This is a genomic window from Bradyrhizobium sp. 137 (assembly GCF_023074095.1).
In the GTDB taxonomy this organism is placed as follows: Bacteria; Pseudomonadota; Alphaproteobacteria; order Rhizobiales; family Xanthobacteraceae; genus Bradyrhizobium.
This window is the reverse complement of the sequence record NZ_JADPKU010000119.1, coordinates 1-26,252: the sequence shown is the minus strand read 5'-3', so window position 1 is coordinate 26,252 and position 26,252 is coordinate 1. Positions and strand designations below refer to the sequence as shown.

28 protein-coding genes are annotated in these 26,252 nt (G+C 63.7%); 18 read left to right on the top strand and 10 right to left on the bottom strand.

Annotated elements, in window-relative coordinates; translation table 11 throughout:
- Positions 1-73 precede the first annotated feature (73 nt).
- Entirely contained in the window at positions 74-751 is a 678-nt protein-coding gene (locus IVA78_RS29780) for a glutathione S-transferase family protein (protein ID WP_247277223.1), read from the top strand.
- 10 nt (positions 752-761) lie between these two features.
- Positions 762-1,085, top strand: a complete 324-nt coding sequence (locus IVA78_RS29775) for a multidrug efflux SMR transporter (RefSeq protein ID WP_247277222.1) — start codon at positions 762-764, stop codon at positions 1,083-1,085.
- Positions 1,086-1,099: 14 nt separating this feature from the next.
- On the opposite strand, the gene IVA78_RS29770 is transcribed toward IVA78_RS29775, so the two are convergent.
- Together IVA78_RS29770 and IVA78_RS29765 are read right to left on the bottom strand one after the other, a co-directional pair.
- Positions 1,100-1,390: a DUF1330 domain-containing protein gene (locus IVA78_RS29770; RefSeq protein WP_247277221.1), complete on the bottom strand. Its 291-nt coding sequence runs from the start codon at positions 1,388-1,390 to the stop codon at positions 1,100-1,102.
- 64 nt (positions 1,391-1,454) lie between these two features.
- Positions 1,455-2,102: an alpha/beta hydrolase gene (locus IVA78_RS29765; protein WP_247277220.1), complete on the bottom strand. Its 648-nt coding sequence runs from the start codon at positions 2,100-2,102 to the stop codon at positions 1,455-1,457.
- A 338-nt stretch (positions 2,103-2,440) separates the two neighbouring features.
- Here IVA78_RS29765 and IVA78_RS29760 point away from each other — a divergent pair, with 338 nt between their 5' ends.
- The 8 genes from IVA78_RS29760 to IVA78_RS29725 all read left to right on the top strand — a co-directional run bounded on the left by IVA78_RS29760 (position 2,441) and on the right by IVA78_RS29725 (position 10,052).
- A complete protein-coding gene (locus IVA78_RS29760) occupies positions 2,441-3,580 on the top strand; it encodes a cysteine desulfurase family protein (protein WP_247277310.1) in 1,140 nt (379 codons plus the stop codon).
- 122 nt (positions 3,581-3,702) lie between these two features.
- Positions 3,703-5,199, top strand: a complete 1,497-nt coding sequence (sufB, locus tag IVA78_RS29755; RefSeq protein WP_247277219.1) for a Fe-S cluster assembly protein SufB — start codon at positions 3,703-3,705, stop codon at positions 5,197-5,199.
- A gap of 62 nt (positions 5,200-5,261) precedes the next feature.
- Positions 5,262-6,014 (top strand): Fe-S cluster assembly ATPase SufC, encoded by a 753-nt coding sequence (gene sufC, locus IVA78_RS29750; RefSeq protein WP_247469091.1) that lies wholly within the window; start codon positions 5,262-5,264, stop codon positions 6,012-6,014.
- 11 nt (positions 6,015-6,025) lie between these two features.
- A complete protein-coding gene (gene sufD / locus IVA78_RS29745) occupies positions 6,026-7,330 on the top strand; it encodes a Fe-S cluster assembly protein SufD (RefSeq protein WP_247469090.1) in 1,305 nt (434 codons plus the stop codon).
- The gene (locus tag IVA78_RS29740) at positions 7,327-8,574 is read left to right on the top strand and encodes a cysteine desulfurase (protein WP_247469089.1); all 1,248 of its coding nucleotides are present in this window, start codon (positions 7,327-7,329) and stop codon (positions 8,572-8,574) included. Before sufD ends, IVA78_RS29740 begins: the two co-directional genes overlap by 4 nt.
- Entirely contained in the window at positions 8,571-8,942 is a 372-nt protein-coding gene (locus tag IVA78_RS29735; RefSeq protein ID WP_063683732.1) for an SUF system Fe-S cluster assembly protein, read from the top strand. The genes IVA78_RS29740 and IVA78_RS29735 overlap by 4 nt, the downstream gene beginning before the upstream one ends.
- Positions 8,943-9,060: 118 nt before the next feature.
- Positions 9,061-9,402 (top strand): iron-sulfur cluster assembly accessory protein, encoded by a 342-nt coding sequence (locus IVA78_RS29730; protein WP_247277309.1) that lies wholly within the window; start codon positions 9,061-9,063, stop codon positions 9,400-9,402.
- A 200-nt stretch (positions 9,403-9,602) separates the two neighbouring features.
- Entirely contained in the window at positions 9,603-10,052 is a 450-nt protein-coding gene (locus IVA78_RS29725) for a TfoX/Sxy family protein (RefSeq protein WP_247277215.1), read from the top strand.
- A gap of 53 nt (positions 10,053-10,105) precedes the next feature.
- Here the strand turns inward: IVA78_RS29725 and IVA78_RS29720 are convergent, their stop codons facing one another.
- From IVA78_RS29720 to IVA78_RS29710, 3 genes are all read right to left on the bottom strand, one after another.
- Positions 10,106-11,173: a GGDEF domain-containing protein gene (locus IVA78_RS29720; RefSeq protein WP_247277214.1), complete on the bottom strand. Its 1,068-nt coding sequence runs from the start codon at positions 11,171-11,173 to the stop codon at positions 10,106-10,108.
- Between the two features lie 168 nt (positions 11,174-11,341).
- A complete protein-coding gene (locus tag IVA78_RS29715) occupies positions 11,342-12,871 on the bottom strand; it encodes a DEAD/DEAH box helicase (protein WP_247277213.1) in 1,530 nt (509 codons plus the stop codon).
- A gap of 297 nt (positions 12,872-13,168) precedes the next feature.
- Complete coding sequence (locus tag IVA78_RS29710) at positions 13,169-14,146, bottom strand: helix-turn-helix domain-containing protein (RefSeq protein WP_247277212.1); 978 nt, start codon at positions 14,144-14,146, stop codon at positions 13,169-13,171.
- A gap of 212 nt (positions 14,147-14,358) precedes the next feature.
- Here IVA78_RS29710 and IVA78_RS29705 point away from each other — a divergent pair, with 212 nt between their 5' ends.
- Both IVA78_RS29705 and IVA78_RS29700 read left to right on the top strand, forming a co-directional pair.
- Entirely contained in the window at positions 14,359-15,873 is a 1,515-nt protein-coding gene (locus tag IVA78_RS29705; RefSeq protein WP_247469088.1) for a caspase family protein, read from the top strand.
- Positions 15,874-16,134: 261 nt separating this feature from the next.
- The gene (locus tag IVA78_RS29700) at positions 16,135-16,335 is read left to right on the top strand and encodes a hypothetical protein (RefSeq protein ID WP_247277210.1); all 201 of its coding nucleotides are present in this window, start codon (positions 16,135-16,137) and stop codon (positions 16,333-16,335) included.
- Between the two features lie 12 nt (positions 16,336-16,347).
- On the opposite strand, the gene IVA78_RS29695 is transcribed toward IVA78_RS29700, so the two are convergent.
- Positions 16,348-16,515, bottom strand: a complete 168-nt coding sequence (locus IVA78_RS29695; protein ID WP_247277209.1) for a hypothetical protein — start codon at positions 16,513-16,515, stop codon at positions 16,348-16,350.
- Here IVA78_RS29695 and IVA78_RS29690 point away from each other — a divergent pair.
- Together IVA78_RS29690 and IVA78_RS29685 are read left to right on the top strand one after the other, a co-directional pair.
- Positions 16,514-17,761: an FAD-dependent oxidoreductase gene (locus IVA78_RS29690; protein WP_247277208.1), complete on the top strand. Its 1,248-nt coding sequence runs from the start codon at positions 16,514-16,516 to the stop codon at positions 17,759-17,761. The genes IVA78_RS29695 and IVA78_RS29690 overlap by 2 nt on opposite strands.
- A gap of 178 nt (positions 17,762-17,939) precedes the next feature.
- Positions 17,940-18,704: an outer membrane beta-barrel protein gene (locus IVA78_RS29685; RefSeq protein ID WP_247277207.1), complete on the top strand. Its 765-nt coding sequence runs from the start codon at positions 17,940-17,942 to the stop codon at positions 18,702-18,704.
- A 111-nt stretch (positions 18,705-18,815) separates the two neighbouring features.
- Here the strand turns inward: IVA78_RS29685 and IVA78_RS29680 are convergent, their stop codons facing one another.
- The 3 genes from IVA78_RS29680 to IVA78_RS29670 form a co-directional block, all read right to left on the bottom strand.
- Positions 18,816-19,586, bottom strand: a complete 771-nt coding sequence (locus IVA78_RS29680; protein WP_247469087.1) for a glucose 1-dehydrogenase — start codon at positions 19,584-19,586, stop codon at positions 18,816-18,818.
- Positions 19,587-19,618: 32 nt separating this feature from the next.
- Positions 19,619-19,804 carry a hypothetical protein gene (locus tag IVA78_RS29675; protein WP_247277205.1) on the bottom strand — a complete coding sequence of 62 codons (186 nt, stop codon included), beginning with the start codon at positions 19,802-19,804 and terminating at the stop codon, positions 19,619-19,621.
- Between the two features lie 222 nt (positions 19,805-20,026).
- Positions 20,027-20,857 carry a porin family protein gene (locus IVA78_RS29670; RefSeq protein WP_247277204.1) on the bottom strand — a complete coding sequence of 277 codons (831 nt, stop codon included), beginning with the start codon at positions 20,855-20,857 and terminating at the stop codon, positions 20,027-20,029.
- A 112-nt stretch (positions 20,858-20,969) separates the two neighbouring features.
- Here IVA78_RS29670 and IVA78_RS29665 point away from each other — a divergent pair, with 112 nt between their 5' ends.
- On the top strand, positions 20,970-21,251 hold the full coding sequence (locus tag IVA78_RS29665) for a hypothetical protein (RefSeq protein ID WP_247277203.1): 282 nt from the start codon (positions 20,970-20,972) through the stop codon (positions 21,249-21,251).
- 41 nt (positions 21,252-21,292) lie between these two features.
- Here IVA78_RS29665 and parE read toward each other — a convergent pair whose 3' ends face one another.
- A complete protein-coding gene (gene parE, locus IVA78_RS29660) occupies positions 21,293-23,341 on the bottom strand; it encodes a DNA topoisomerase IV subunit B (RefSeq protein WP_247277202.1) in 2,049 nt (682 codons plus the stop codon).
- A 273-nt stretch (positions 23,342-23,614) separates the two neighbouring features.
- Here parE and IVA78_RS29655 point away from each other — a divergent pair, with 273 nt between their 5' ends.
- From IVA78_RS29655 to argC, 3 genes are all read left to right on the top strand, one after another.
- A complete protein-coding gene (locus IVA78_RS29655; protein WP_247277201.1) occupies positions 23,615-24,145 on the top strand; it encodes a DedA family protein in 531 nt (176 codons plus the stop codon).
- 225 nt (positions 24,146-24,370) lie between these two features.
- Complete coding sequence (locus tag IVA78_RS29650) at positions 24,371-25,036, top strand: FMN-binding negative transcriptional regulator (protein WP_247277200.1); 666 nt, start codon at positions 24,371-24,373, stop codon at positions 25,034-25,036.
- Positions 25,033-26,016 carry an N-acetyl-gamma-glutamyl-phosphate reductase gene (gene argC, locus IVA78_RS29645; protein WP_247277199.1) on the top strand — a complete coding sequence of 328 codons (984 nt, stop codon included), beginning with the start codon at positions 25,033-25,035 and terminating at the stop codon, positions 26,014-26,016. The genes IVA78_RS29650 and argC overlap by 4 nt, the downstream gene beginning before the upstream one ends.
- Positions 26,017-26,252 lie beyond the last annotated feature (236 nt).

The window sequence follows — 26,252 nt, the reverse complement described above, 5'->3', positions numbered from 1 at the left end:
GCATTGATCTTGACATGTGCATGCATCTGCATCTATCTAGATGCAGTTGCATTTAACTGTCGGGATCGCCACCATGACCGCTCCGCTCAAACTGATCAGTCACAAGCTTTGCCCCTACGTGCAGCGCGCCGTGATCGCGCTCAAGGAGAAGGGCGTGCCGTTCGAGCGGATCGATATCGATCTCGCTGACAAGCCGGACTGGTTCTTGAAATTGTCGCCGCTCGGCAAGGTGCCGGTGCTGGTGGTTGCGACAGACAAGGGCGAGGTTGCGTTGTTTGAGAGCAACGTGATCTGCGAGTACATCGAAGACACACAAGGCGGTGCGAAGCTGCACCCGACGGATGCGCTGAAACGTGCCGAGCATCGCGCTTGGATGGAGTTCGGCTCGGCGATCCTCGGCGACCTCTGGGGGCTGGAGACGACGACCGATCCGGCAACATTCGAGAGCAAGCGCCAGGCGCTCGCGGCCAAATTCGCGCGCGTGGAAGCCGCGCTTGGTGTAGGGCCGTATTTCGCGGGCGACGCGTTCAGCCTCGTGGATGCAGTGTTTGCCCCGATCTTCCGCTATTTCGACGTGTTCGATGAATTGATTGAGCTCGGAATCTTCAACGATCTGCCCAAGGTCCGCGCGTGGCGGGCCGAGCTCGCGAAGCGTCCGAGCGTGCGCTCTGCGGTCGGCGCGGACTATCCGCAATTGCTGCGGGCGTTCCTGGTGCGCCACGACGCGCATCTCTTGAAGCTCGCGGCCTGAGGCTACGCCGATGTCGCAGTCCACGGCCTGGCTCATGCTGGTGATCGCCGGCGCGCTTGATGTCGGCTGGGCGATCGCAATGAAATATGCGGAAGGATATACGCGCGCAGGCTGGAGCATCGCCTCGCTCGTACTGCTTGCCGCCTTCGTCTTCCTGCTCGGGCGTGCCTTGAAAGTGCTCGAGGTCGGCGTTGCCTATTCGGTGTGGACCGGCATTGGCGCGGCCGGCACGTTCCTGATGGGCGTCGTGCTGTTCGGCGAGACCTTGAGCGCTGTGAAGCTTGCGGGCATCGCACTCGTGCTGACGGGGATCGTCGCGCTCAAGCTGGCGTAGTCAGCCCATACTGATCAGGTGCAACCGTCGGCAAGCAGCAGCCTGCTTGTCGTCGTTGCGTGCCGCACCCTGAAGAGATCCTGAATGTCGGGATCGTCGAGGAACGCTTGCGCCTTCTCGCGCTCCGCAAATTCGATGATGACGAGGCGCTCGGGCGCCCAGTCGCCTTCGATCGTGGTCGGCTCGACGCCGCGCACGATGTACCGCCCTGAATGCTTGGCAATGAATGCCGGGATTTCAGCGATGTAAGTCTTGAAACCGACGTGGTCGTTCACCGACAGGTCAAGAACCAGATACGCCTTCATCGCTCGCAATCTCCAGCGTTGACGGTCCGCAGCCATGCCACGAACACGTCTACGCCGGAAGGCCTCAGCGCACGCTGGCGAGGCGCATGTCGAGGTAGGCCGTGATGGTTTCCATCAGCGGCTCGAGCTTGGCGTCGAAGAAGTGATTGGCGCCGGGAATGACCTGCTGGTCGATCACGATGCCCTTCTGCGTCTTCAGCTTCTCGACCAGCGTGTTGACATCCTTAGGGGGCACCACGGCATCCTTTTCGCCATGCACGATCAGGCCCGAGGACGGGCAGGGCGCAAGGAACGAGAAGTCGTAGAGGTTGGCCGGCGGCGCGATCGAGATGAAGCCTTCGACCTCCGGGCGGCGCATCAGCAGCTGCATGCCGATCCAGGCGCCGAAGGAGAAGCCGGCGACCCAGCAGGCGCGCGCCTCGGGATTGATGGTCTGCGCCCAATCGAGCGCTGCCGCCGCATCCGACAATTCGCCGGTGCCATGGTCGAACGAGCCCTGACTGCGGCCGACGCCGCGGAAATTGAAGCGCAGCACGGAGAAGCCGCGATGCGCGAAGGCGTAGTAGCACTGGTACACGATCTGATGGTTCATCGTGCCGTGGAACTGCGGATGCGGATGCAGGATCATCGCGATCGGCGCGTTCTTCTGCTTGGCCGGGTGGTAGCGGCCTTCGAGACGGCCAGCGGGGCCGGTAAATATGACTTCGGGCATCGATGATCTCTTGATTGATTTCCTGGAGACGACCTCGGCAATCAACCGATTGTGGCCTCACCGGCAGATGCCGACGAAAGCGCGAATGAAGGGCGAGGAGGCGCGCGCAGCGGTGATGCGCTGACGGCGCGCGGTGACTTGACGGTGCGCGTTCTAACATAGCCTGAGGGTCAAAAAGCAAGCATCTTGAACATCAGCCAACGGGTTCAAGACGTTAGCGTGTCATGACCGCGTCAACTGTGGCCGCACATTCGCAAATCATGGTTGCCAAGGGCGTGCCCGCGGCCCATGTCGAGATGGCGCAACGCCGTCTGCGATGTGAGGTAATATATTACTCAATGCCGACCCGCGTCTATCTCGATTGGAACGCGACCACGCCGCTCCGCGCTGAGGCGCGGGCAGCGATGCTGGCTGCATACGACCTGATCGGCAATCCATCCTCCGTCCATGCCGAGGGGCGGGAGGCACGACGGCTGATCGAGGAGGCGCGTGCCGCGCTGGGACCGGCGGTCGGCGCTCAGCCGCGCAACGTCGTCTTCACATCCGCTGGAACCGAGGCCAATGCGCTGGCGCTGTCGCCCGGCCTGCGGGGGCCGTCCGGCGGACCCGTCGAGCGACTGCTGGTCTCCGCGGTCGAGCATGCCTCGGTGCTGGCGGGCGGCCGGTTCCCGGCGGATAGGATCCGACAGATACGGGTAACGCGCTCCGGTGTCGTCGATCTCGACGATCTGTGGGCCCAGCTCAACGCTGGCCCGCCGACGCTGGTCTCCATTATGGCCGCGAACAACGAGACGGGCGCGCTTCAGCCTGTCGCTGAGGCTGCGCGGATCGTTCATGAGGCCGGCGGTCTCCTGCATGTCGATGGGATCCAGGCGCTTGGCAAAATTCGGTTCGATATCAAGGCTGTGGGTGCAGACCTTGCGACCTTTTCTGCGCACAAGATCGGTGGCCCCAAGGGAGTTGGCGCGCTGGTCATGGCAGAAGGGCTCGCCGGTCTGGCGCCGGTCCTGCGGGGGGGCGGGCAGGAGCTCAACCGCCGGGCGGGCACCGAGAATGTCGCGGGGATCGCCGGCTTTGGCGCGGCGGTCAGACGGGCGCTTCAGACTCTGCCGGAGGATCTGAAACGAATGGCAACCCTCAGAGATCATTTGGAAAATGGGCTTCGCGCCACGGCCGGGGCGACAATCCTCGCCGACGGTGTGGAGCGGTTGCCAAATACCGTACTTTTCACCGCACCAGGGCTGAAGGCCGAGACTGCTGTGATCGGCTTCGACCTTGCAGGCGTCGCCGTGTCGTCAGGTTCGGCCTGCTCATCGGGAAAGGTCCAGCCCTCCCACGTGCTCTCGGCCATGGGGTACGATCCCATCGTGGCCCAAGGAGCGGTGCGCCTCAGTCTTGGCTGGTCCACGGAACTGGAAGAGATCAATAGGGCGTTGGAGGCTTGGCGAAAGCTCGGTAATAACCTACTTAAGAGCTAGGCGACGAAACACAGCTTGAACGATTCTAGGCGCGTGCTTTCCGCCAGAGAACATCGTAATAAACGTAATACTCGTCCGAGTTTGATCCACCGCGGTCCTTGAAACCGCGAGCGGAGGATGGAATGCCAGCCGTACAAGAGACGGTCGAGCGCGTGAAGCGCATCGACGTCGACCAATATCGTTATGGGTTTGAAACCCTGATCGACTCCGAGAAAGCCCCCAAGGGGCTATCGGAAGAGACCGTAGAGTTCATCTCGCAAAAAAAGAATGAACCCGCCTGGATGCTCCAGTGGCGGCTGGAAGCCTATCGGCGCTGGCTGACCATGACCGAGCCGACCTGGGCGCGGGTCGACTATCCCAAGATCGACTTCCAGGACCTCTATTACTACGCGGCGCCGAAGCCGAAGAAGACGGTCAGCTCCCTCGATGAGATCGATCCGGAGATCCTGAAGACCTACGAAAAGCTCGGCATTCCCCTGCGGGAAGTCGCCATGCTCGAAGGCGTCGAGCCGAAGGTTGGCGAGGAAGATCCGGCCCGCCGTAAGATCGCGGTCGACGCGGTCTTCGATTCGGTGTCGGTTGCGACCACGTTCAAGGCGGAGCTGAAGAAGGCCGGCGTGATTTTCATGCCGATCTCGGAGGCGATCCGCGAGCATCCCGAGCTGGTGCAGAAGTATCTCGGCACCGTGGTGCCCACCTCGGACAATTTCTACGCGACGCTGAACTCGGCGGTATTCTCGGACGGCTCGTTCGTCTACGTGCCGCCCGGCGTGCGCTGCCCGATGGAGCTGTCGACCTATTTCCGCATCAACGAGCGCAACACGGGTCAGTTCGAGCGCACGCTGATCATCGCGGACAAGGGCTCCTACGTCTCCTATCTCGAGGGCTGCACTGCGCCGCAGCGCGACGAGAACCAGCTGCACGCGGCCGTGGTCGAGCTCGTCGCGCTCGACGACGCCGAGATCAAATACTCGACGGTGCAGAACTGGTATCCGGGCAATTCGGAAGGCAAGGGCGGCATCTACAATTTCGTCACCAAGCGTGGCGACTGTCGCGGTGCCAATTCAAAGATCTCCTGGACCCAGGTCGAGACGGGCTCGGCGATCACCTGGAAATATCCGAGCTGCATCCTGCGCGGCGACAATTCGCGGGGCGAGTTCTACTCGATCGCGATCTCGAACGGCTTCCAGCAGGTCGATTCGGGCACCAAGATGATCCACCTCGGCAAGAACACGTCGAGCCGCATCATCTCCAAGGGCATCGCCGCCGGCAAATCGCAGAACACCTATCGTGGGCTCGTCACCGCGCATCGGAAAGCCACCGGCGCGCGCAACTTCACCGCCTGCGATTCCCTGCTGATCGGCGACAAATGCGGCGCGCACACCGTGCCGTACATCGAGGCGAAGAACTCCTCGGCGACGTTCGAGCACGAGGCGACGACGTCGAAGATCTCCGAGGACGTGCTGTTCTACTGCATCCAGCGCGGTCTCTCGCAGGAAGAGGCGGTTGGCCTCGTGGTCAACGGCTTCGTCAAGGATGTGCTTCAGCAGCTGCCGATGGAGTTCGCGGTGGAAGCGCAGAAGCTGATCTCGATCTCGCTTGAAGGGTCGGTCGGTTAACACCGACCCTCGCGGTGCGCTTAGGCGCTCCATGCCTCATTTGAATAGACTGGACACCAACAATGCCTTTGCTTGAAGTGAAAGACCTGAAGGTTCGTGTCGAGGAGCGTGAGATCCTCCACGGGCTGACGCTGACCGTGAATGAGGGCGAGGTGCACGCCATCATGGGACCGAACGGCTCCGGCAAGTCGACGCTCTCCCATGTCATCGCCGGCAAACCCGGCTATGAGGTCACCGACGGCCAGATCCTGTTCAGGGGCGAGGATCTCCTGGAGATGGATCCCGACGAGCGCGCCGCCAAAGGCGTGTTCCTGGCGTTCCAGTATCCGGTCGAGATTCCCGGTGTTACCACCATGAATTTCCTCCGTACCGCACTCAATGCCCAGCGCAAGGCTCGCGGCGAGAGCGAACTGATGGTGCCGGACTTTTTGAAGAAGGTCCGCGAGGTCTCGAAGTCGCTGAACATCCCGCAGGACATGCTCAAGCGCGGCGTCAATGTCGGCTTCTCCGGCGGCGAGAAGAAGCGCAACGAGGTGCTCCAGATGGCGCTGTTCGAGCCCAGCCTGTGCATCCTCGACGAGATGGATTCCGGCCTCGACATCGACGCGCTGCGCATCGCGGCCGACGGCGTCAACGCGCTGCGCTCGCCGAAGCGCGCCATGGTCGTCATCACCCACTATCAGCGGCTGCTGAACTACATCGTGCCCGACGTCGTGCACGTGATGTCGAAGGGCCGCGTCGTGAAGAGCGGCGGCAAGGAGCTGGCACTGGAGCTGGAAGCGTCCGGCTATGCCCAGTTCGAGGACGCCGCGTAAGGAATTTTGCAATGAACGTTGCTGTGGCAAAGACCGGAAAGGGCCGCGCGGTGAGCGATCTCTTCGCCAGCGTCGAAGGCCGCTTGCCGGGTCCGCCTGCTGTGATCGCGGCGCGTCGCGAAGCCTTCGAGAATTATGAGCGGCTCGGCCTGCCGCACCGCCGGCTCGAGGAATGGAAATACACGGATCTGCGCGCGCTGGTCGGCGAGGTCCTGCCGCTGGCGGCCAGCCCCGACGCGGCCGCGCTGGCGCGCGCCGCGGACGCGGTGAAGGCGCATGCCATCGCGGGCGCCCGCAAGCTGGTGCTGGTCGACGGCGTGTTCGCGGCCGATCTGTCCGACGTGAAGGCGCTCGGCTCCGAGACGAGCCTCAAGACCCTGCGCGAGACGCTGGAGACCGATGCCGATCTCCTCAACACGGCGCCCACCGATGCCGTGATCGCGCTGAACGCCGCCATGGCAACCGACGGCGTCGTGCTGTCGATCGCTGACGGCGCGCAGCTGTCCGCGCCGATCCAGATCATCCACATCGCAACCGCGGCTTCCGCCTCGAGCTTCACCCGTTCGCAGGTTGCGATCGGGAAGGGCGCTCGCGCCACCATCGTCGAAAGCTTCGTTGCGGCAGGTAGCAAGGCCTACCAGGTCAACGATGCCGTGCTGGTGAAGGTTGGCGACGACGCCGATGTTGCACACATTCGCCTGATGGACGATGCGCCTGACGCGGTGAACGTCACCTCGCAGTTCATGACGGTCGGCGCCAATGTGAAGTTGAACTTCTTCAACATGACCATTGGCGCGGCGGTCAGCCGCTTGCAGGGCTTCATCACACTGGCGGGCGAGGGCAGCGAGCTCTCCGTCAACGGCGTCAACCTTTTGAAGCAGACCGAGCATGGTGACACCACACTGGTCGTCGACCACGCCGTGCCGAACTGCGTCAGCCGCGAGACTTTTCGCGCCGTGATCGACGATCGCGCTCATTCGGTATTCCAGGGGCGTATCATCGTTCGTCCCGATGCGCAGAAGACCGACGGCAAGATGATGACCCGCGCGCTGCTGCTCTCGGACGAGGCGGAAGCCGACAACAAGCCCGAACTGGAAATCTTTGCCGATGACGTCTCCTGCGGCCACGGCGCCACTGCCGGCGCGCTGGACGACAGCCTCTTGTTCTATCTGAAGGCGCGCGGCCTGCCGGAGAAGCAGGCCCAGGCGCTGCTGATCCAGGCCTTCGTGGGCGAGGCGATCGAGCAGATCGCCGACGACGGCTTGCGCGAGCACGTGATCGGCATCGCCGAGCGCTGGCTGGAGCGCCGGTCATGAGCACGCATCCGGCGGTCAAGAACGGCGCCTACGACGTTGCGCGCGTGCGCCAGGATTTTCCCGCGCTCGCCATGCAGATCTACGGCAAGCCGCTGGTCTATCTCGACAACGCCGCCTCGGCGCAGAAGCCCGGCGCCGTGCTCGACCGCATGACGCAGGCCTATACGAGCGAATACGCTAACGTGCATCGCGGCCTGCATTACCTCGCAAATGCGGCGACGGAGGCCTATGAGGGCGCGCGGGCAAAAGTCGCGCAATTCGTCAATGCCCGCCGCACAGAAGAGATCATCTTCACCCGCAACGTCACCGAGGCCATCAACCTCGTGGCGTCGTCCTGGGGCGAGCCGAACATCAAGCAGGGCGACGAAATCGTCCTCTCGATCATGGAGCACCATTCCAACATCGTGCCCTGGCATTTCCTCAGGGAGCGCCATGGCGCGGTGATCAAATGGGCGCCCGTCGATGACGAAGGCAACTTCCTGATCGACGAGTTCGAGAAGCTGCTGACGCCGAAGACCAAGCTGGTCGCCGTCACCCAGATGTCGAACGCCCTCGGAACCTTCGTTCCCATAAAGGAGGTCGTGCGACTGGCCCACGAGCGCGGCATTCCCGTGCTGGTCGACGGTGCACAGGGCGCGGTGCATCTGCCCGTCGACGTGCAGGATCTCGACTGCGATTTCTACGCATTCACCGGCCACAAGATTTATGGCCCGACCGGTATCGGCGCGCTCTATGCCAAGCATGAGCATCTTGTCGCGATGCGCCCCTTCAACGGTGGCGGCGAGATGATCCGCGAGGTTGCGAAGGACTGGGTCACCTATGGCGACCCGCCGCACAAGTTCGAAGCTGGCACCCCGCCCATCGTCGAAGCGATCGGCCTCGGTGCCGCCATCGATTACGTCAATTCGATCAGCAAGGAGCGTATCGCCGCGCACGAGCGCGATCTCGTCACCTACGCCCAGGACCGGCTCCGTGAGATCAACTCGCTGCGGCTGATCGGTACTGCGCGCGGCAAGGGGCCGGTGATCTCCTTCGAGCTCAAGGGCGCGCATGCCCACGACGTCGCCACCGTGATCGACCGTCAGGGCATCGCAGTGCGCGCCGGCACCCATTGCGTGATGCCGCTTTTAGAGCGGTTCAACGTCACCGCCACCTGCCGGGCGTCGTTCGGCATGTATAATACGCGGGAAGAAGTCGATCATCTGGCACAAGCGCTTCTGAAGGCGCGGGATTTGTTCGCATGAGTGACACGGCCGAAATCAAAGCCAATCCGATGGAGACCCATTCGGCGCTGCCGCCGGAGGAGACCGAGCGTCTGACCACCGAGATCATCGCGGGCCTCAAGACCGTATTTGATCCGGAAATCCCGGCCGACATCTACGAGCTCGGCCTGATCTACAAGGTCGAGATCAAGGACGACCGTTCGGTCGACGTGCAGATGACGCTGACGACACCGAACTGCCCGGCTGCGGGCGAGCTGCCGACCATGGTCGAGAACGCGGTCGCCAGCGTCCCGGGCGTCGGCGTGGTCGACGTCAAGGTCGTCTGGGAGCCGCCGTGGTCGCCCGAGCGCATGAGCGACGAGGCGCGCCTCGTGCTCAATATGTGGTGACGGTCTCAGCTCGCATTGAATTCGCCTCGCAACGGACCACATAGATAACATGACCCAGATCTCGTCAGGCTCGACACCAGCTTCGACACCAAAGCCCCGGCGGGCGCGCCCGCAGGTGATGCGGCTGACGGACGCCGCCGCGCAGCGGATCACGGAGCTGACCCAGCGCGCGGACTCCGAGATCGTCGGCCTGCGCGTCGGCGTGAAGAACGGCGGCTGCGCCGGCCAGTCCTACACGGTCGAATACGCCCACGAGATCCGGCCGACTGACGAGGTCGTCGAGGACAAGGGCGTCAAGATACTGGTCGATCCCAAGGCCGTGCTGTTCCTGCTCGGCACCGAGATGGACTACAAGGCCGACAAGATGCAGGCCCAGTTCGTCTTCAACAATCCCAACCAGGTCTCCGCCTGCGGCTGCGGCGAGTCGGTCGAGCTGCGGCCGGCGAAGGTCGACGGGTAGTTTTCCCCGCCCTTGCGAGGAGCTCGCGACAAAATTGCGTAGCAATTTTGCGCTGATGCGACGGAGCAATCCAGACTGTCTCTGCCTCGGCAGTCTGGATTGCTTCGCGGAGCCTGTCATCGGGCCGCGCTTCGCGCGGACCCGTTGGCTCGCAATGACGGCAGTGGTATAGTGGCTGGCCTGCTCGCTCCGGGATACCCATGGACCGCGAATTCCTGATCGACCTGTTCGCCGATTTCGGTCCCGTCACGATCCGCAAAATGTTTTCCGGCTACGGCATCTCCGCCGAGGGCATCAACTTCGCGCTGTCCTTGCGCGCCGGGCTGTTCTTCCGCGCCGACGAGATGACGATCCCGAATTTCGAGGCGGAAGGCTCAAGGCCGTTCCAATACTCGACCCGCGCCAAGACAGTCACAGTGAACTCCTACTGGCAGTTGCCCGCGCGCTTGTTCGACGATTCCGAGGAGCTGGCACAATGGGCGAGGGCAGCGCTCGCTGCCGCCCAGCGCGCCAAGGTCAAGAAGCGGCCGAAGACGAAGAAGGTCAGCAAAGCTGCCAAGGCGCCCGCCGGAAAGCCCAGCCAGAAAACTTCGTCAAAAAGATCGCTCAACAAGTTTGCGGTGCGCAAGCGTGCAAAGCGAAAGGCGTAATTCTCGGGGCTCGCGCCAAGAGGTGCGCTCCGGAATGACAGCGAGGGTCGGGCCTACGCCACCCGGTTGTGCGTCTCGACCGCGTATTCCGGATCGACTTCACAGATCACGCGGTTGCGGCCGTTGCGCTTGGCGGCGTAGAGGCAGGCATCCGCGCGTTCGATCAGGGCGTCGGTGTCGTCGCCCTGCCTGAGCATGGAGACGCCGACGGAGATGGTGACGCGGCCGAGAATCTCGCCGGTGGATTTCTTCTTCAGTTCCTTCGCCATCACCGCGCGGCGGATGTGATCGGCCACCGTGAGTGCCTGGCGCAGCGCCGTGTTGGGCAGCACGACCGCGAATTCTTCGCCGCCATAACGCGCGGTGATGTCCTGGCCCTTGATGGTCTGCTTCAGGGACAAGCCGACAAGGCGCAGCACCTGGTCGCCGGTGAGGTGGCCGTAGGAATCGTTGAATGACTTGAAATGATCGATATCGAACAGCAGCAGCGACAGCGGCTCCCCGGAGGCGAGCGCGCTCTGCACCGCCATGCCGATCATGCGATCGAAATATTTGCGATTGCCGAGGCCGGTGAGCGGATCGGTGAGGCTCTCGGCGCGGATCGCCTCCAGGCTCTGCTGGAGATTGCTGATCTCGTTCCTCGATAGTATCAGGCGGCCTTCCAGCGCCTTGTTGGCCTCGCGCATCTCGCTGGTCGAACGCAGCAGCGTCTCGACGATCGCCTTGATCTGGTCGCGGCCCTTGGCCGACGACAGTTTCTCGGTCGCACCCGACAGGCTGGCGTCGTAGGCGCCGCTCATCCCGAGCGCATCGCCGAGAACCTTCATCACGTCGTCGATCTCGCCGATGACGCGCGCGCCCACCTTATCGATGCGGTCGGTGGTCTTGATATGGGAGAGATAGGTCTCGTAGATCTGCTCGAGATCGGCTTCGGTCAGCTTGCCGTTGCGCGCCAGCGTCTCGTTGATGATCTTGTTGAGCGGTGCGTTGTAGCCGGTGGCGTAGACGTACCAGATCTCGTAATTGCGCGGAATTGCCGTCTGCCGGAGCGATCGAATCTGGCCGAGCGCCACTTCGGCGAACGCCATCGTGCGTTCGTGTTCGTCGAGAACCTTGACCACGGAACATACCCCGCAGCGGTCGGTGCGCCCCCGACCGCAGCAATGCTTAAATTATGTTCCTAGGCTAACGGACGATCGTGAACGCCCCGTAAATATACGTTCGCCAATGCATCCGAAAAAAGTGTGGGGCGTTTTTCCTCAACCGAAACCAAAAGCGCGTGTCGCGCTTCAGGCTCCGGCGGGGGAGCGAACCGGCCGCAGCAGAAATGCCGGCAGATGCGAGTGATCGCCCGGCTCGGCGTCGACCTCCCGCTGCCGGCGCGGTTCGGGACGGCCGATCGAGGGCACGTGCGACGGATTGGCCTGATGGCGCGCGCTCTGACGCGGCTCAGATGACGGCCGTGCTTCGCGGGGAGGCCGCGCTTGGCGTGCAGCCCTTGGCTCGCGAGCGGGCCGGGCTTCGGCCGCGGGGCTTGCATCGACCGAAGGCCTTGCCTCGGAGGGCTGCGGCGCGTCGCCACGCGGCTCGTGGCCGCGACGCGGCTTGCCCCGTCCGCCACGGGAGCGCTCGCGGTCCCGTCCGCGAGACTCGCGCGGGCGCTCGCTGTGTTCGGTCGTGCTCCCGTGCACCTCGAAGTCACCCTCGGCGCGCGGAATGCTCTGGCCGATCAGCTTCTCGATCGCCGCCATCGACTTCTGGTCGAGCGGTGTCACGATCGAGATCGCCGTGCCGGTGCGGCCGGCGCGGCCGGTGCGGCCGATGCGATGGACGTAGTCGTCAGCGTGGTGGGGGACGTCGAAATTGAAGACGTGGCTGACCTCGGGAATGTCGAGGCCGCGAGCGGCGACGTCGGAGGCGACCAAGAGCGGCAACTCACCCTTGCGGAACTGTTCGAGCGCCGCCGTGCGGGCCGATTGGTCCATGTCGCCGTGCAGGGCGCCGACGCTGAAGCCGTGCTTCTGAAGGGATTTGTGAACGATGGCGACCTCGCGCTTGCGATTGCAGAAGATGATCGCGTTCTTGAGATCCTTGGCCTCGCGCAGCAGGCGGCGGAGCAACTCGCGCTTCTCGTGCGCCTCGCGCCCAGCGGGCACCTGGGCCTGCGTGACGGTCACGGCTGTCGTGGCGGGTTTGGAGACCTCGATCTTCTGCGGATTGTGCAGGAAGGCCTCGGTGATGCGCCGGATCTCCGGCGGCATGGTCGCGGTGAAGAACAGGGTCTGCCGCGTAAACGGGACGAGCTTGCAGATGCGCTCGATGTCGGGGATGAAGCCCATGTCGAGCATGCGGTCGGCTTCGTCGATGACGAGCAGCTCGACGCCGGTGAGCAGGAGGCCACCGCGCTCGGTATGGTCGAGCAGGCGGCCCGGCGTTGCGATCAGCACGTCGACGCCGCGCGTCAGCTTGGCATCCTGGTCGCCGAACGAGACGCCGCCGATCAGAAGCGCGACGTTGAGTTTCTGGCCCGCGCCGTAACGGTCGAAGTTTTCCTTCACTTGCGCCGCGAGTTCGCGGGTCGGCTCGAGGATCAGCGTGCGCGGCATGCGCGCCCGGGCTCGACCCTTTTCGAGGATGGTGAGCATCGGCAGCACGAAGGCCGCGGTCTTGCCGGTGCCGGTCTGGGCGATGCCGAGCACGTCCTTGCGTGCGAGGACGTGGGGGATCGCCTGTTCCTGGATGGGAGTGGGGGTGGTGTAACCGGTGGCCGCCACTGCGGCGAGGACTTTTTCGGATAGTCCGAGATTGGTGAAGGACATTGAGCCTCTGGTCGAAACCGCCGTTCGGAATCGAGGGTAAAAAGGCTGTCGCGTTCCACCCCAAAACGGCGTGCTCTCAAAGAAGCTGGGGGTGCTGACTCACGCGAACAAAGCGCCAGGCTCGAGAATCGATCTTCGATTTGAGCCGCGTCGCCCCGGAACATAGGCAGGAATCCGCCAAAGTCAATGGAGCGGGCGCGGGAAGACCCTAAAAAACCTGAGGTTTTTGCCCAAATAGCGGGCGCGGCTGCGGTTTTCCGCCCAAGCGGCGGACTGACCAGAGCCGGCAAACGGCGGCTAATGCCCCGCCCGAACCTGGGCCCGGAAGTCGCCTGGGGCGATGCCATAGGCAGCGTTAAAGACTCGGTAGTAGGTCGCCAAGCTCTCGAAGCCGCAGGCGGCCGCGATGTCGGCAATCAGCCGCTCCGGAGCCTCGCGGATCAGGCGGCGGCTCTGTTTCAGCCGCTCTTCGGTGATCGTCTGCGAGAAGCTCTTCTCCGCCGTCTCGAACAGCATATGCAGGTGACGCACGGAAATGCCGAGCCAGTCGGCCACCATCGTCGGCGCGAGATTGGGGTCTTGCAGGTGACGCGCGATCAGGCGCCGGGCCTGCGACAGACGGGCGGTCCGCAGCGCGGCCTGCCCGCGGCGGCCGCCGGGCCGCACGATGCCGCGCTCGATCAGCGCCAGGTGGGCCAGGACCTGAACAAGGGAGGCCTGCACCGGGGAGGCGGCGTCGAAGCAGCCGTCATTGCCGGCAACATCGTCGAGATCGGCAAAGCAGGTGCCGAGCAGGGGCGCCAGGGTGGGATCGTCAAACGTCCGCGGTGCAAGCTCGCGCATGCGTTTGTCCTGCGCCGGGATGTTGCTCACCGGGATCTTCAGGATTCGCAAATGGAAGCCGCCTGCGCCCAGCGGCGCGGTACGATAGGGCAGGTCGATATGGCTGGTGGCAAAGCCGCCGTTTGCGATCGCAAAGTCGCTGCCGCGCATGCCGCCGAACCAGCCGCCGCTGCCAAGCTGCTGGTAGACGCAGATGGCGTCGCCCGGTGCGGAGGCGATGTCGGATGCGCTACGCTCGACCGTGTAGGCGGAGGCCTTCAACTCGACGAGGCTGGCGCCGCCAAGCTGGCGCAGCGAGAATTCGCCGAAGAAATCGGCGCGGCGTTCGCGCTCGAGCTCGGCCGTGACGCCGAACAGACCCTTGGCGCGCACCTCGCGCCAATAGTCGAAGCGGTCATGCGGCTCGACCTCGTCGGTGCACCAGCGATACACGATACCTCTCGCTTCCAATGGGATTACCCAGAGACATTGCTAAGGAAGAGCAGATTCCAGCGGAATCTGCCATAGGACCGACGATGGAATCGGGGACCGAGGCCCTTGAACCCTCGATATGTCTGGACCGACTATCACATCAACGGCTGGGTTTCCCATGAACGACCTTTCGAGGGGGCCGGCGGAGGGCCGTTCTGCAACGGGGTATTCCAATGACGCGTCGGCTTTTCAGAATTCTGGCGGCACTCGGCCTCGCAGCGGGCCTGAGCGGATTCGCGCTTCCCGCGCATGCCGAGAAGCGGGTCGCGCTCGTCGTTGGCAACAACGACTACAGGAACGTGCCGAAGCTGCTCAAGGCCGTCAACGACGCACGCACCATGGGCGACACGCTGAAGCAGCTCGGGTTCTCGGTGATGGTCGCCGAGAATCAGAACCGGCAGCAATTCTCCGAGACGTTGCTCGCCTTCGACAAGGCGATCGAGCCCGGCGACACCGCGTTCTTCTTCTATGCCGGCCACGGTTTCGAGATCGCGGGCCAGAACTACTTGCTGCCGACCGACGTTCCGGCGGCGACGGAAGGGCAGGAAGAGCTCGTGCGCGACGCCTCCATCCTGGCCGACCGCATCGTCGAGCGCCTTCAGAACAAGAGGGCGCGGACCTCGATCTTGGTGTTCGACGCCTGCCGCAACAACCCGTTCGAGCGCAAAGGTACCCGCGCGGTCGCCGGTGGCGGCGGGCTCGCGCCGATGACGCAACTGCCGGAAGGCGTGTTCTCGGTGTTTTCGGCAGGTCCCCGCCAGACCGCGCTCGATCGCCTCTCCAACGACGACGCCAACCCCAATTCAGTGTTCACGCGCACTTTCGCCAGGGAGCTGCTCAAGGCCGGCGAGAACCTCGTGCAGGTGGCGCAGCGCACCCGCCGTGCCGTCAGTGAGATGGCCGATACCGTGAAGCACAAGCAGGTGCCGGTCTATTTCGATCAGATGGTCGACGACGTCTTCCTTAGCGGCCTCGCCAAGGATGCCGCCGCGCGCGCGGACGATCCGCCGCCGCAGAAGCTCGCCGCGCTCCCGCCGGTATCGGTGCCGCACCTGCCGAAGGAGGAGACCACCAACGCGCCGATCGCGAGCTTCTCGCGGCACAATGGCGGCTGGAGCGTGGTGTTCTCCTTCGCTGATCCGACGCTTGGCATCTCCTGGCGCATGGCCGGCAAGGGCGATTTCCGCGAAACCGGCTTCATCGACACGCTCGATCCGCGCACGCGCAAGCGGATGCCGAACCCGTCGGTCGAATTGCCGCCGGATGCGCAAGCCGGCACCATCGAGGTCCGCTATGTCGATCAGTCCGGCGCGATGCAGGGGCCGTTCCCGATCAGGTTCGATCCCGAGGCCGCGCTGATCCGCGACCAACGCAAGATCCTCGACATGACCGCGACAAGCTGGCTGTCATTCCGCGAGTTCAATGGACTGCTGGTCTACTACACGCATCTCGTGTCCTACCGCTGCGCCATTCGCGAGGTGCGCATTGGTGTCGACACTGCCGTGCCGAACCAGGTGCTGAAGATGCCTCCTTGCGACATGCGCGATCCCAGCGCGATCAGCGCCGGCATGCCGCTCTACATGAAGCTCGCCCCGGCGACGCAGTCCGTCTCGGTTGAGCTGACCTACCGCGACGGCAGCGTGTCGGAGATCAAGAGCTTTCGCAGCGCGAACCGCAGCAATAATTGAGATCTTCGTCGGCCGCGACAGGAGAGGAACAACTCCTGCTGACCTGGATTGTCAGTCAAACCAGGGAGACGATCCATGATCCGCAGATCCATCTTCGTAACGATCGCTTGCGTTGCACTTTCGACGGCGGCTTTTGCCCAAGGGGGCGGTGGTGCGGCGGGCGGCGCCGGTGGCGCCAGCGCCGGATCGGGGGCCAGCTCAGGTGCAGGGGTGGGCACGTCACCCAGCAGCGCCAACTCCGGGCCGTCGGCTCCCTCGGGGATGGGGACGCATGACACCACCACGGGGGCCAACGTCAACACCAATACCGGCCCGGTCAACCCGAACGTTCAGTCCCCAACCGCAAATGGTAAGACGCCGTCAGCAGCACAAGCCGAGCGGAACATGGGTGTCGGTCATGCGACCAATGGGTTGCCGATCGGCAGTCCAGGCACCGGGACCAGCAACGAGGACCAGAAATAGTCGATCCCGTCCTCACCCAAGGCCCGCGCTCTGCGGGCCTTTTTTTTGGCGCTTGTTTGCTGCAGCAAAGCGGCCCCGGTGAGCTTTTGTCTGCAAATTGAGACTGCACTCGGCCTGGATCGCGTTAGTATCGTCCGGCATATCTTCATCGATACTCACATCGCGGATCGCGGCTGCCATGACATCCGACCAACAATCAAACCGGACCATGAAGGTCCGCTGCTGCATCGTCGGCGGCGGGCCAGCGGGCATGATGCTCGGCTATCTCCTGGGCCGCGCCGGCATCGAGGTCGTGGTACTGGAGAAGCATGCGGATTTCTTCCGCGATTTCCGCGGCGACACCGTGCATCCCTCAACACTTCAGGTGATGGACGAACTTGGCCTGATCGACGGCTTCCTGAAGCTGCCGCATCAGCGCTTGCAGAAGATGGACGGCCTGTTCGGTGGCACGCCGGTGCGCATCGCCGATCTCAGCCGGCTCCACACCAAGTACCCCTTCATCGCTTTCATGCCGCAATGGGACTTCCTGAATTTCCTGCGCGAGGCCGGCCGGCGCTTTACCTCGCTCAAGGTGATGATGAGCACGGAGGCGGTCGATCTGATCCGCCGCGGCGAGACGGTCGCCGGCGTGCGGGCGAGGACGCCTGAGGGCATTATCGACATCGAGGCGGATCTCACCATTGCCTGCGACGGCCGGCATTCGACGGTGCGCGAGCGCGCCGGCCTTGCCGTCGAGGAGATCGGCGCGCCGATGGACGTGCTGTGGTTCCGCGCCGGCCGCAGACCCGACGAGACGGAGAATGTGTTCGCGCGCGTCGAGCCCGGCAAGATGATGATCACCTTCGATCGCGGCGACTATTGGCAATGCGCCTACGTCATCGCCAAGGGGCAATTTGATGCGGTGAAGGCGAGGGGATTGACGGCGCTGCTCGACGACGTCGTGCGCATGGCGCCGATCCTGAAAAGCGGCATCGCGGACGTGAAGAGCTTTGACGACATCAAGCTGCTCACCGTCGCGATCAACCGCCTGACGCGCTGGACGCGGCCCGGCCTGCTTCTCATCGGCGACGCCGCGCACGCGATGTCGCCGGTCGGCGGCGTCGGCGTCAATCTCGCCGTGCAGGACGCGGTCGCAACCGCAAACCTGCTGGCGGATGAGCTGCAGCACGGTTGTCCCTCGGAGAACGAGCTCGATGCGGTGCGACGCCGGCGCGAGTTCCCGGTGAAGATGACGCAGCGAATGCAGGTCGTCGTGCAGAACAACATCATCAGCGGCGCCTTGCTAGGCAGCGACCGGCCGTTGAAGGTGCCGCTGATCGTGCGCCTCATCACTGCGCTGCCCTGGCTCCAGGGCATTCCGGCGCGCCTGCTTGCGCTCGGCGTTCGGCCCGAGCACGTGCAGTCGAAGGCGGCGCCGCCATCGTAGCGCAAGACTCGGTAGGGATAACGCTGCATTAAATTACGCTCGGTGCGTTGCACGCTTGCAACATCGCGAATGCATTCAAGGCGCAACGTGTGCTCATCCGCCACATTAACCGTGTTGATTTCAATTTTGGTAAGGGCCGTCTGTGAGCGTGCGCCCATCAACGGACACGGGGTCTACCATGCGTACCAAATTGATTGCCGCCTTCGCCTGCACGACCGCTCTGGTTTCGATCGGCGCGGCTTCCGCTGCCGATCTCGGTGCGCGCTACACGAAGGCGCCCGCCTATGTCGAGCCGCTGTTCAACTGGACCGGCTTCTATGTCGGCGGCCACATCGGTGGCGCGTGGACCAACGAGCAGTTCATCAACAACGGAACCGGCGCGCCGTTCGGCGATCTTTCGCCGGGCGAAGGCTTCCGCCAGCGCAAGTCGGGCATCATGGGCGGCGCCCAGATCGGCTACAACTGGCAGGCCAACAATTACGTGTTCGGCATGGAAGGCACGATCTCCGGCCTCGACAACAAGGGCACGGTGGTAAACAACGTGTTTGGCGCCGCGGACGACGTGTTCTCCTGGCGTGCCAACGTGCTCGCGACCATCGTCGGCCGCGCTGGCTTCGCCGTGCAGAACAACCTCTTCTACATCAAGGGTGGCTATGCCGGCGCGAACAACCGTCTGTCGGTCAGCGACACCGTCGGTGTGTCGGGCTCGGGCGGACAGACCCACTGGGCCAACGGTTGGACCGTCGGCGCCGGCTGGGAATACGGCGTCACCCGCAACTGGATCGTTGGCCTCGAATACAACTACGCGGCCTTCGGCAGCCAGACCTATCAGCTCGGCGGCACCTCGGGTAACTACACCTTCGATGCCAAGCCGCGCGACATCCAGTGGGCCGTCGTGCGCGCGAGCTACAAGTTCGACGCCCCGACCATCGCCCGTTACTGAGCACGTCGACGCAACGCGACCAACGATCAAAAAAAGCACGGCCAAAATTCAAAGCCCCGGCATGGTCCGGGGCTTCTTTTTTGCGTTGGTGGATTGCGGCCACGGCCGGCCTCAGGCCATCACCGAGAAGCCGCCGTCGACCGGGATCGCGGTGCCGGTGAGGAAGTTCGAGGCGGGCGATGCGAGGAACACGGCGATGCCGGCGAAGTCGTCGATGTCGCCCCAACGTCCTGCAGGCGTGCGCGCCAGCACGCGCTCGTGCAGCCCTGAGACCTGCTGTCGTGCGCCGCGGGTGAGGTCGGTGTCGATCCAGCCCGGCAGGATGGCGTTGACCTGGATGTTGTCGGGCGCCCACGCATTGGCGCAGGCGCGTGTGTACTGCACGATGCCGCCCTTGCTCGCCGCATAGGCGGTCGCGAAGCTCGCGCCGAAGATCGACATCATTGAGCCGATATTGATCACCTTGCCGTTGCCGGACGCCTTCAAGGCTGGATAGGCCAGCTTCGAGCAGACGAAGGCGCTGGTGAGGTTGGTGTCGATCACCTTGTTCCACTCGTCGAGCTCGAGTTCGTGCGGGGGCTTGCGGATGCTCATGCCGGCATTGTTGATGAGGATGTCTATCCGGCCGAGCTCGCTGACGACACCGTCGACCATGGCCGCCACGGCGGCCTTGTCGGTCACGTCGGTGGTGACCGCGATCGCCTTCACGCCGCGCCGTCTGAGATCGGCCACGGCTGCGGCGGACTTGGTTTCATTGCGTCCCGCCACGGCGATGTCGGCTCCGGCATCGGCAAGGCCGCGGGCCATGCCAAGCCCGATGCCGCCATTGCCTCCTGTTACGACAGCGACCTTGCCGCGAAGGTCGAATCGGCTGGATGTCATGCTCTCAGTACCTTTTCTTGTCCTGGTTTGTTCTATTGGCTGCTCTGCCAGATCAGCACCAGCCCGAAGCCGGCCATGGCTGCGCCATAGCCAGCCCATTGCAGCTGGTCGACCATGAAGCTCGATCCCGGCCAGGCGAGCGTGCCCGTGCCTTGTCCGATCCAGAGCAGCCCGACGGCAGTCGCAAACAGGCCTGCGATCAGCAGAAATCGGCGCATGCGTTCCTCCCATCAGTCCGCTTCTGTCGCGACGCGGCATGAACGATTGCCGTGCACCCGCGAACTTGGACGCAGACTAGCCGTAGCTTCGGCTCCGATACAATGGGCCGCGATTGACACGCGGGGCGCCGGCTCATGCAGGAACGTCATTGACGGTGAGGAGATCACAACGAAAAAGCCCCGGACGATGCCGGGGCTTTGACGTTTGGTCCTGAGACCAGATCAGTACTTCGCGACGACCGGGCCGCTCCAGTTGAAGCGATAGACCAGCGAGGTGCTGATAGTCTGGACCCAGGGCTTGAAGGTGGCGGCCGTGCCAAGCGGCGCAACAACACCGCAACCGGCAACAGTACAGGTCTCAGGCAAGCTGATCCGATCGTAGAAGGCGGACCGATATTCGGTCTTCATGAACCAACCAGGGGCGCTGATCCCGAAGATGTTGAGGTTGTTCTCAACACCGCCGCCCACGAACCAGCCGTCACGCCGGAAAGACGACGTATTCAGGAGGGTCGGGCCTCCACCGGCAGTCAGTGTGGACAGGCTGGTGCCAGACCATTCCGATCCGGAATAACCGGCGTTCACGTAGGAAAGGACGTTCGGGGCAACCAAATAACCGAGCCTGACGCCAGCGGCGTAGCTGGTCCGGAGCTTTTCGCGTCCTTCCACGAAATTGAAGGGATCGCTGAGGGAACCACGAATGTCACCAAATTGACCATCGGCGAAGACGCCCGCCACCCAGCTCGGGGTGAACTGCCAGTCATAACCAAGACCGACCGTTCCGAACCAGCCGCTACCGCCCAAACGCTGATCGCGGGTCAGCGCAGTGCCTGCCGCACCAAAGGCGCCGAACGGCCCGACAACACCAGTGCTCTGAACGTTGCTGTCCGCGTTCCAGAGCCCGCCGCCGGCACCGCCGAAGATGTAGAAGCCGGTCCAGTTGGCGACCGGCGCGGGCGCCGGAGCCTTCACGTACGGACGGGCCCCAAGGTCGGCCGCCGAGGCCGAACCGGTCAAAGCCGCAACCGCGGTCAGAGCAAGCAAAATCTTCTTCATTTCCAAATCCCCAACCTTGGTTCGCTTAGCAGGTGCGAGCGCCGTTCCGTTCAAATTCGATGGTTGGACTATAGACGGATTCTGCTGAAATGCTGTTGCTGAGCGGACACAGATGACTGAAAACGATCCGGTGTTGTACGGAGGACACAGGGACCCCGGAGTGATGTCGTCCGCCTTAAAAATGAACGCCTACAATAACTTACGCGATGACTTCCATTACACGCTAAAGATGAAGGTCGTCGCGAAAATCACCATATTCGACGTAGAGGGAGAAAGTTGCTTCAGCCGCCGGCGAAAAAGCGAAAATCAAATCGCCCCCGATTCTTATCTTTGCGGCGCGGTCTGGGATGAGTCGGAGCTGGACTGTTCATCTCTCGCCATCGCGACGCGATGAGCAGATGGAAACCGCAAGCGGCTGGCCCGCTGCTTCCCGCTCTAGACGTCCAGCAGCTCTTCGCTGGCAAATTCGGCCTTGTCCGAGATGAACGCGAAACGTGCCTCGGCCTTGGTGCCCATCAGGCGCTCCACCGAATCCGCCGTGGTGTCGCGATCGTCGGCGAGCAGCACCACCTTGAGCAGCGTCCGCTTGGCCGGATCCATGGTGGTTTCCTTGAGCTGCGCCGGCATCATCTCACCGAGGCCCTTGAAGCGGTTCACCTCGACCTTGGCGTTGGCATTGAACGCGCTCTTGATCAGCTCTTCCTTGTGCTTGTCATCGCGCGCATAGACCGATTTGGTGCCGTGGGTCAGCTTGTAGAGCGGCGGCACCGCGAGGAAGAGGTGCCCTTCGTCGATCAGCCGCGGCATCTGCCGGTAGAAGAAAGTGATCAGCAGCGAAGCGATATGCGCGCCGTCGACGTCGGCGTCGGTCATGATGATGATGCGCTGATAGCGCAGATCCTCTTCGCGATAATGGGCAAGCGTGCCGCAGCCGATCGCCTGCACGAGATCGGAGAGCTGGGCATTCGCCGTCAGCTTGTCCTTGCCGGCTGAGGCGACGTTGAGAATCTTGCCGCGCAGCGGCAGCACGGCCTGGGTCTTGCGGTCGCGCGCCTGCTTGGCGCTGCCGCCGGCCGAGTCGCCCTCGACGATGAAGAGCTCGGAACCGTCGGTGCCGGCATCGGTGCAGTCGGCGAGCTTGCCGGGCAGACGCAGCTTCTTGCCGGCGGTCTTGCGCGCCGTCTCCTTTTCCTGGCGACGGCGCAGCCGCTCCTCGGCGCGGTCGATCACGAAATCGAGCAGCCTGTTGGCCATGTTCGGATTGCCCGACAGCCAATGATCGAACGGATCTTTGATCGCCTGTTCGACGATGCGCTGGGCCTCGGCGGTGGCGAGGCGATCCTTGGTCTGGCCCTGGAATTCAGGCTCGCGCACGAACACCGAGAGCATCACGGCAGCGCCCACCATCACGTCTTCGGAGGTGACGGAGGCCGCGCGCTTGCCCTGACCGACGCGCTCGGCGTGATCCTTCAGACCGCGCAGCAGCGCGCTGCGCAAACCCGATTCATGCGTGCCGCCATCGGGCGTCGGCACGGTGTTGGTGTAGGAGGAGAGAAAGCCGTCGGCATCCGCAGTCCACGCCACCGCCCATTCGCAGGCGCCATGAGCACCGTTGCGGCCGGACTTGCCGGAGAAGATGTCGGGATGCACCAGCGTGTCGGCGTGGATCGCCGCGGCAAGATAATCCTTGAGACCGCCGGGGAAGTGGAACGTCGCCTCCGCCGGCACGTCCTCGACGCCCTTGAGCAGCTCGGGCGCGCAGTTCCAGCGGATCTCGACCCCGCCGAACAGGTACGCCTTCGAGCGCGTCATCTTGAAAAGGCGCTGCGGCTTGAACGCGGCCTTGGCGCCGAAGATGTCGGTGTCGGGCTTGAAGCGCACGCGCGTGCCGCGGCGGTTGTTGACCTTGCCGAGATCCTCGAGCTTGCCTTTGGGGTGCCCGCGCTCGAACGTCATGCGGTAGAGCTTCTGGCTGCGCGCGACCTCGACCTCGAGACACGAGGAGAGGGCGTTCACCACGGAGATGCCGACGCCGTGCAGACCGCCCGAGGTCTCGTAGACCTTGGAGTCGAACTTGCCGCCCGAATGCAGCGTGCACATGATGACTTCGAGCGCCGACTTCTTCGGGAACTTCGGATGTGGATCGATCGGGATGCCGCGGCCGTTGTCGGTGACGGTCAGGAATCCGTCGGCGCTCAGATCCACCTCGATGAAGGTCGCGTGCCCGGCCAGCGCCTCGTCCATGGAATTGTCGATGACTTCGGCGAAGAGGTGATGCAGGGCCTTCTCATCGGTGCCGCCGATATACATGCCGGGTCGGCGCCGCACCGGTTCCAAGCCCTCGAGCACCTCGATGTCGGCCGCCGTATAGTCGGCTTCCCCGCCACCGCCGCGCGAGGCCGTCTTGGCGGCGGGCGCGCGAGACTTTGCCTCGTCGGCGCCGAACAGGTCGTCTTTCGCTTTGGTTTTCAATTGCTTGGACATATATCTTGATACGCTTTGAAGGCCGCATGGGCGGCGAATCGGTTAGGCCGACTATGCCACTTCTGGCTTGGAAAGGTTACCGCCGGGCGGGCCGGGCCGTGTGGTTGGGAGCCAATCCCGGCGATTTTACGCCGTAGGCCCGCCAATTCCCGGCAATTTGACGTCCCGCCCGCCTTGGGCCGGGCTTTGTGACTTGATGTCACACAAGCCCTTGGCTTACCAGTCCTTTTCATCGAGCAGCACCTTGAGACAGGGCGGGAAGGCTAATCTGGAATGGAGCAGTTTGCGCACGCCCTGGCCGACTTCGTGCGCGCTCACCAGGCTTGGGCCGCGCCGATCGTGTTCCTGCTCGCCTTCGGGGAGTCGCTTGCCTTCATCTCGCTGCTGGTCCCGGCCTGGGGCGCGCTGGTGGGGATCGGTGCGCTGATCGGAGCGAGCGGCATCAGCTTCTATCCGGTCTGGATCGCCGGCGGTATTGGCGCGGCGCTGGGCGACTGGGTCTCCTACTGGTTCGGCTACCGCTACAAGGAGAGGGTCGCGCAGATGTGGCCGCTTTCGCGCTATCCCGAACTCCTGCCCAAGGGCGAGGCTTTCGTGCGCAGCTGGGGCGTGCCCAGCATCTTCATCGGCCGCTTTTTCGGCCCCTTGCGCGCCTCGGTGCCGCTCGCAGCCGGCATCTTCGAGATGCCGTATTGGAGCTTCCAGGTCGCCAATTTCGTCTCAGCCCTGGTCTGGTCGGCGGCACTGCTGCTGTTCGGCGACGTGATCGCGAAGCTGATGGAATGGATCTGGCGCCTCATCTGATGCCATGAACCTTGACGGGAACCGGATCTGGCTTTATAGCCGCGCGCCATGATCAACGCTGCGACCATTCTGTTCGCCCGTCGCCGCCGCCGCTCTTTCGCGGTTTGGGCGGTCGATCGCGTTTGAGATCATCGTCTTTGCCGCTGGATCCGGTCCGCGGCATTCTCTCTCCTGTCAGCGCGATCTGATCCGGCGGCCCCCAAGGAGGCCCAGCAGGAGACCACGATGTACACGCCAGTCTTTTTCAAGCAGGACCGCGCCGCGAGCCTGAAATTCGCCGAGGAGCGCGGCTTCGGCACGATGTGCGCCTTCGACGGCCACAAGCCGGTTGCTTCCCCGCTGCCGTTCTATCTGACCTACGCCGCTGACGGCACGCCGCAGGCCGCCTTTCATGTGGCCCGTCAAAATCCGCTGCTAAAGCTCGCGGGCGGTGATGCGTCCTGGCTGCTCGCGGTCAACGGCCCCGATGCCTATGTATCGCCGGACTGGTACGTCTCGCCCGACCAGGTGCCGACCTGGCTCTACCAGTCGGTGCATCTCAGCGGGCCGGTACGGCTGCTGTCGGACGACGAGCTGGCGGTGCAGATCGATACGCTCAGCGACAAGTTCGAGAGTTGGCTGCTGCCGAAAAAGCCGTGGACATCAGGCAAGATGACGGCGGGGCGGCTGGAGACGATGAAGAAGGCGATCGTTGGGCTGGTGATGACGGTTGAGGAGGTCGAAGGCAGCTTCAAGCTGAACCAGCACAAATCGGATGCCGACTATACGGCGATCGCCAATGCGCTTGGCGCCGGCGACGCCGATGCGAAGCAGATCGCACATTTGATGCGGCAGGCCCGGCCGCAGCCTTTTGCAGACGATACGAACATGCTCGAAGGGAGCGCGCCATGAACCTCGCTGACACCACCAAAGCCCCGACCCCCGGCACGGCGAAAAAGCCGGCCACCGTCTTCGTCGACGGCGGCTCCGGCACCACCGGGCTCGGCATCAACGAGCGGCTGAAGCTCCAGGGCGACGTCGCGGTGAAGACCATCGCCGACGACAAGCGCAAGGACCCCGCGGCCAAGAAGGCGCTGATGGAGGAGGTGGATCTCGTCATCCTCTGTCTGCCCGACGATGCCGCCAGGGAGACGGTTGCTCTCGTGGACGGCATGGGCGCCTCGGCGCCGAAGGTGCTGGACGCTTCGACCGCCTACCGCGTGGCGCCCGACTGGGCCTATGGCTTTCCCGAGCTCACGCCCGATCAGGCCGGCAAGATCAAGGCCGCGAAAAAGGTCTCCAATCCCGGCTGCTATCCGACCGGCGCGATCGCCCTGCTGCGGCCGATCGTCGATGATGGCCTGCTGCCGCAGGATTATCCCGTCACCGTCAACGCCGTGAGCGGCTATTCCGGCGGCGGCAAGTCGATGATCGCGAGCTTCGAGGATGGCAGCGCGCCGTCCTTCGAGCTGTACGGTCTCGGCTTCGAGCACAAGCACCTGCCGGAGATGCAGCTCTACTCGAACCTGACGCGGCGGCCGATCTTCATTCCATCGGTCGGCAATTATCGGCAGGGCATGCTGGTCTCGGTGCCACTCCAACTCGACACGTTGCCCGGCAAGCCGGGCGGCGCCGACCTGCAAGCGGCGCTCGCCAAGCGATACACCGGCTCGAAATACGTCAAGGTGATGCCGCTTCAGAACGAGGCGACCAAGGGTGCTCGGCTGGAGCCGGAGGCGCTGAACGAGACCAATATGCTCGAGCTCTACGTCTTCGCCAGCGACAAATATCGCCAGGCGTTGCTGGTCGCCCGGCTCGACAATCTCGGCAAGGGCGCCTCGGGTGCAGCCGTGCAGAACATGCGGCTGATGCTGGGATTGCCGGAGGAGTAGGGCTGGGACCTATCCACCGTCATTGCGAGCCAACGGGTCCGCGCGAAGCGCGGCCCGATGACAGGCTCCGCGAAGCAATCCAGAGCTCCCACCGTGGAAATAGTCTGGATTGCTTCGTCGCAAAAGCTCCTCGCAATTGTGCATGTTCACTAATTCGCTGATTGGATCGCTCCAGCGGAGGACGATCCGATGCGCGACAACAGCTATGACCGGACGATTGAGCGCAACTATCTGCA

Bases quoted from the DNA above. Each gene is read 5' to 3' on its own strand.
- argC (WP_247277199.1), top strand. From the start codon at position 25,033: ATGAACCTCGCTGACACCACCAAAGCCCCGACCCCCGGCACGGCGAAA.
- IVA78_RS29675 (WP_247277205.1), bottom strand. From the start codon at position 19,804: ATGCGCCGATTTCTGCTGATCGCAGGCCTGTTTGCGACTGCCGTCGGG.
- IVA78_RS29725 (WP_247277215.1), top strand. From the start codon at position 9,603: ATGGACCGCGAATTCCTGATCGACCTGTTCGCCGATTTCGGTCCCGTC.
- sufD (WP_247469090.1), top strand. From the start codon at position 6,026: ATGAACGTTGCTGTGGCAAAGACCGGAAAGGGCCGCGCGGTGAGCGAT.
- IVA78_RS29690 (WP_247277208.1), top strand. From the start codon at position 16,514: ATGACATCCGACCAACAATCAAACCGGACCATGAAGGTCCGCTGCTGC.
- parE (WP_247277202.1), bottom strand. From the start codon at position 23,341: ATGTCCAAGCAATTGAAAACCAAAGCGAAAGACGACCTGTTCGGCGCC.
- IVA78_RS29760 (WP_247277310.1), top strand. From the start codon at position 2,441: ATGCCGACCCGCGTCTATCTCGATTGGAACGCGACCACGCCGCTCCGC.
- IVA78_RS29775 (WP_247277222.1), top strand. From the start codon at position 762: ATGTCGCAGTCCACGGCCTGGCTCATGCTGGTGATCGCCGGCGCGCTT.
- IVA78_RS29770 (WP_247277221.1), bottom strand. From the start codon at position 1,390: ATGAAGGCGTATCTGGTTCTTGACCTGTCGGTGAACGACCACGTCGGT.
- IVA78_RS29735 (WP_063683732.1), top strand. From the start codon at position 8,571: ATGAGTGACACGGCCGAAATCAAAGCCAATCCGATGGAGACCCATTCG.
- IVA78_RS29715 (WP_247277213.1), bottom strand. From the start codon at position 12,871: ATGTCCTTCACCAATCTCGGACTATCCGAAAAAGTCCTCGCCGCAGTG.
- IVA78_RS29680 (WP_247469087.1), bottom strand. From the start codon at position 19,586: ATGACATCCAGCCGATTCGACCTTCGCGGCAAGGTCGCTGTCGTAACA.
- IVA78_RS29700 (WP_247277210.1), top strand. From the start codon at position 16,135: ATGGGGACGCATGACACCACCACGGGGGCCAACGTCAACACCAATACC.
- IVA78_RS29765 (WP_247277220.1), bottom strand. From the start codon at position 2,102: ATGCCCGAAGTCATATTTACCGGCCCCGCTGGCCGTCTCGAAGGCCGC.
- IVA78_RS29655 (WP_247277201.1), top strand. From the start codon at position 23,615: ATGGAGCAGTTTGCGCACGCCCTGGCCGACTTCGTGCGCGCTCACCAG.
- sufB (WP_247277219.1), top strand. From the start codon at position 3,703: ATGCCAGCCGTACAAGAGACGGTCGAGCGCGTGAAGCGCATCGACGTC.
- IVA78_RS29650 (WP_247277200.1), top strand. From the start codon at position 24,371: ATGTACACGCCAGTCTTTTTCAAGCAGGACCGCGCCGCGAGCCTGAAA.
- IVA78_RS29670 (WP_247277204.1), bottom strand. From the start codon at position 20,857: ATGAAGAAGATTTTGCTTGCTCTGACCGCGGTTGCGGCTTTGACCGGT.
- IVA78_RS29695 (WP_247277209.1), bottom strand. From the start codon at position 16,515: ATGGCAGCCGCGATCCGCGATGTGAGTATCGATGAAGATATGCCGGAC.
- IVA78_RS29730 (WP_247277309.1), top strand. From the start codon at position 9,061: ATGCGGCTGACGGACGCCGCCGCGCAGCGGATCACGGAGCTGACCCAG.
- IVA78_RS29705 (WP_247469088.1), top strand. From the start codon at position 14,359: ATGACGCGTCGGCTTTTCAGAATTCTGGCGGCACTCGGCCTCGCAGCG.
- IVA78_RS29665 (WP_247277203.1), top strand. From the start codon at position 20,970: ATGACTGAAAACGATCCGGTGTTGTACGGAGGACACAGGGACCCCGGA.
- IVA78_RS29780 (WP_247277223.1), top strand. From the start codon at position 74: ATGACCGCTCCGCTCAAACTGATCAGTCACAAGCTTTGCCCCTACGTG.
- IVA78_RS29685 (WP_247277207.1), top strand. From the start codon at position 17,940: ATGCGTACCAAATTGATTGCCGCCTTCGCCTGCACGACCGCTCTGGTT.
- sufC (WP_247469091.1), top strand. From the start codon at position 5,262: ATGCCTTTGCTTGAAGTGAAAGACCTGAAGGTTCGTGTCGAGGAGCGT.
- IVA78_RS29740 (WP_247469089.1), top strand. From the start codon at position 7,327: ATGAGCACGCATCCGGCGGTCAAGAACGGCGCCTACGACGTTGCGCGC.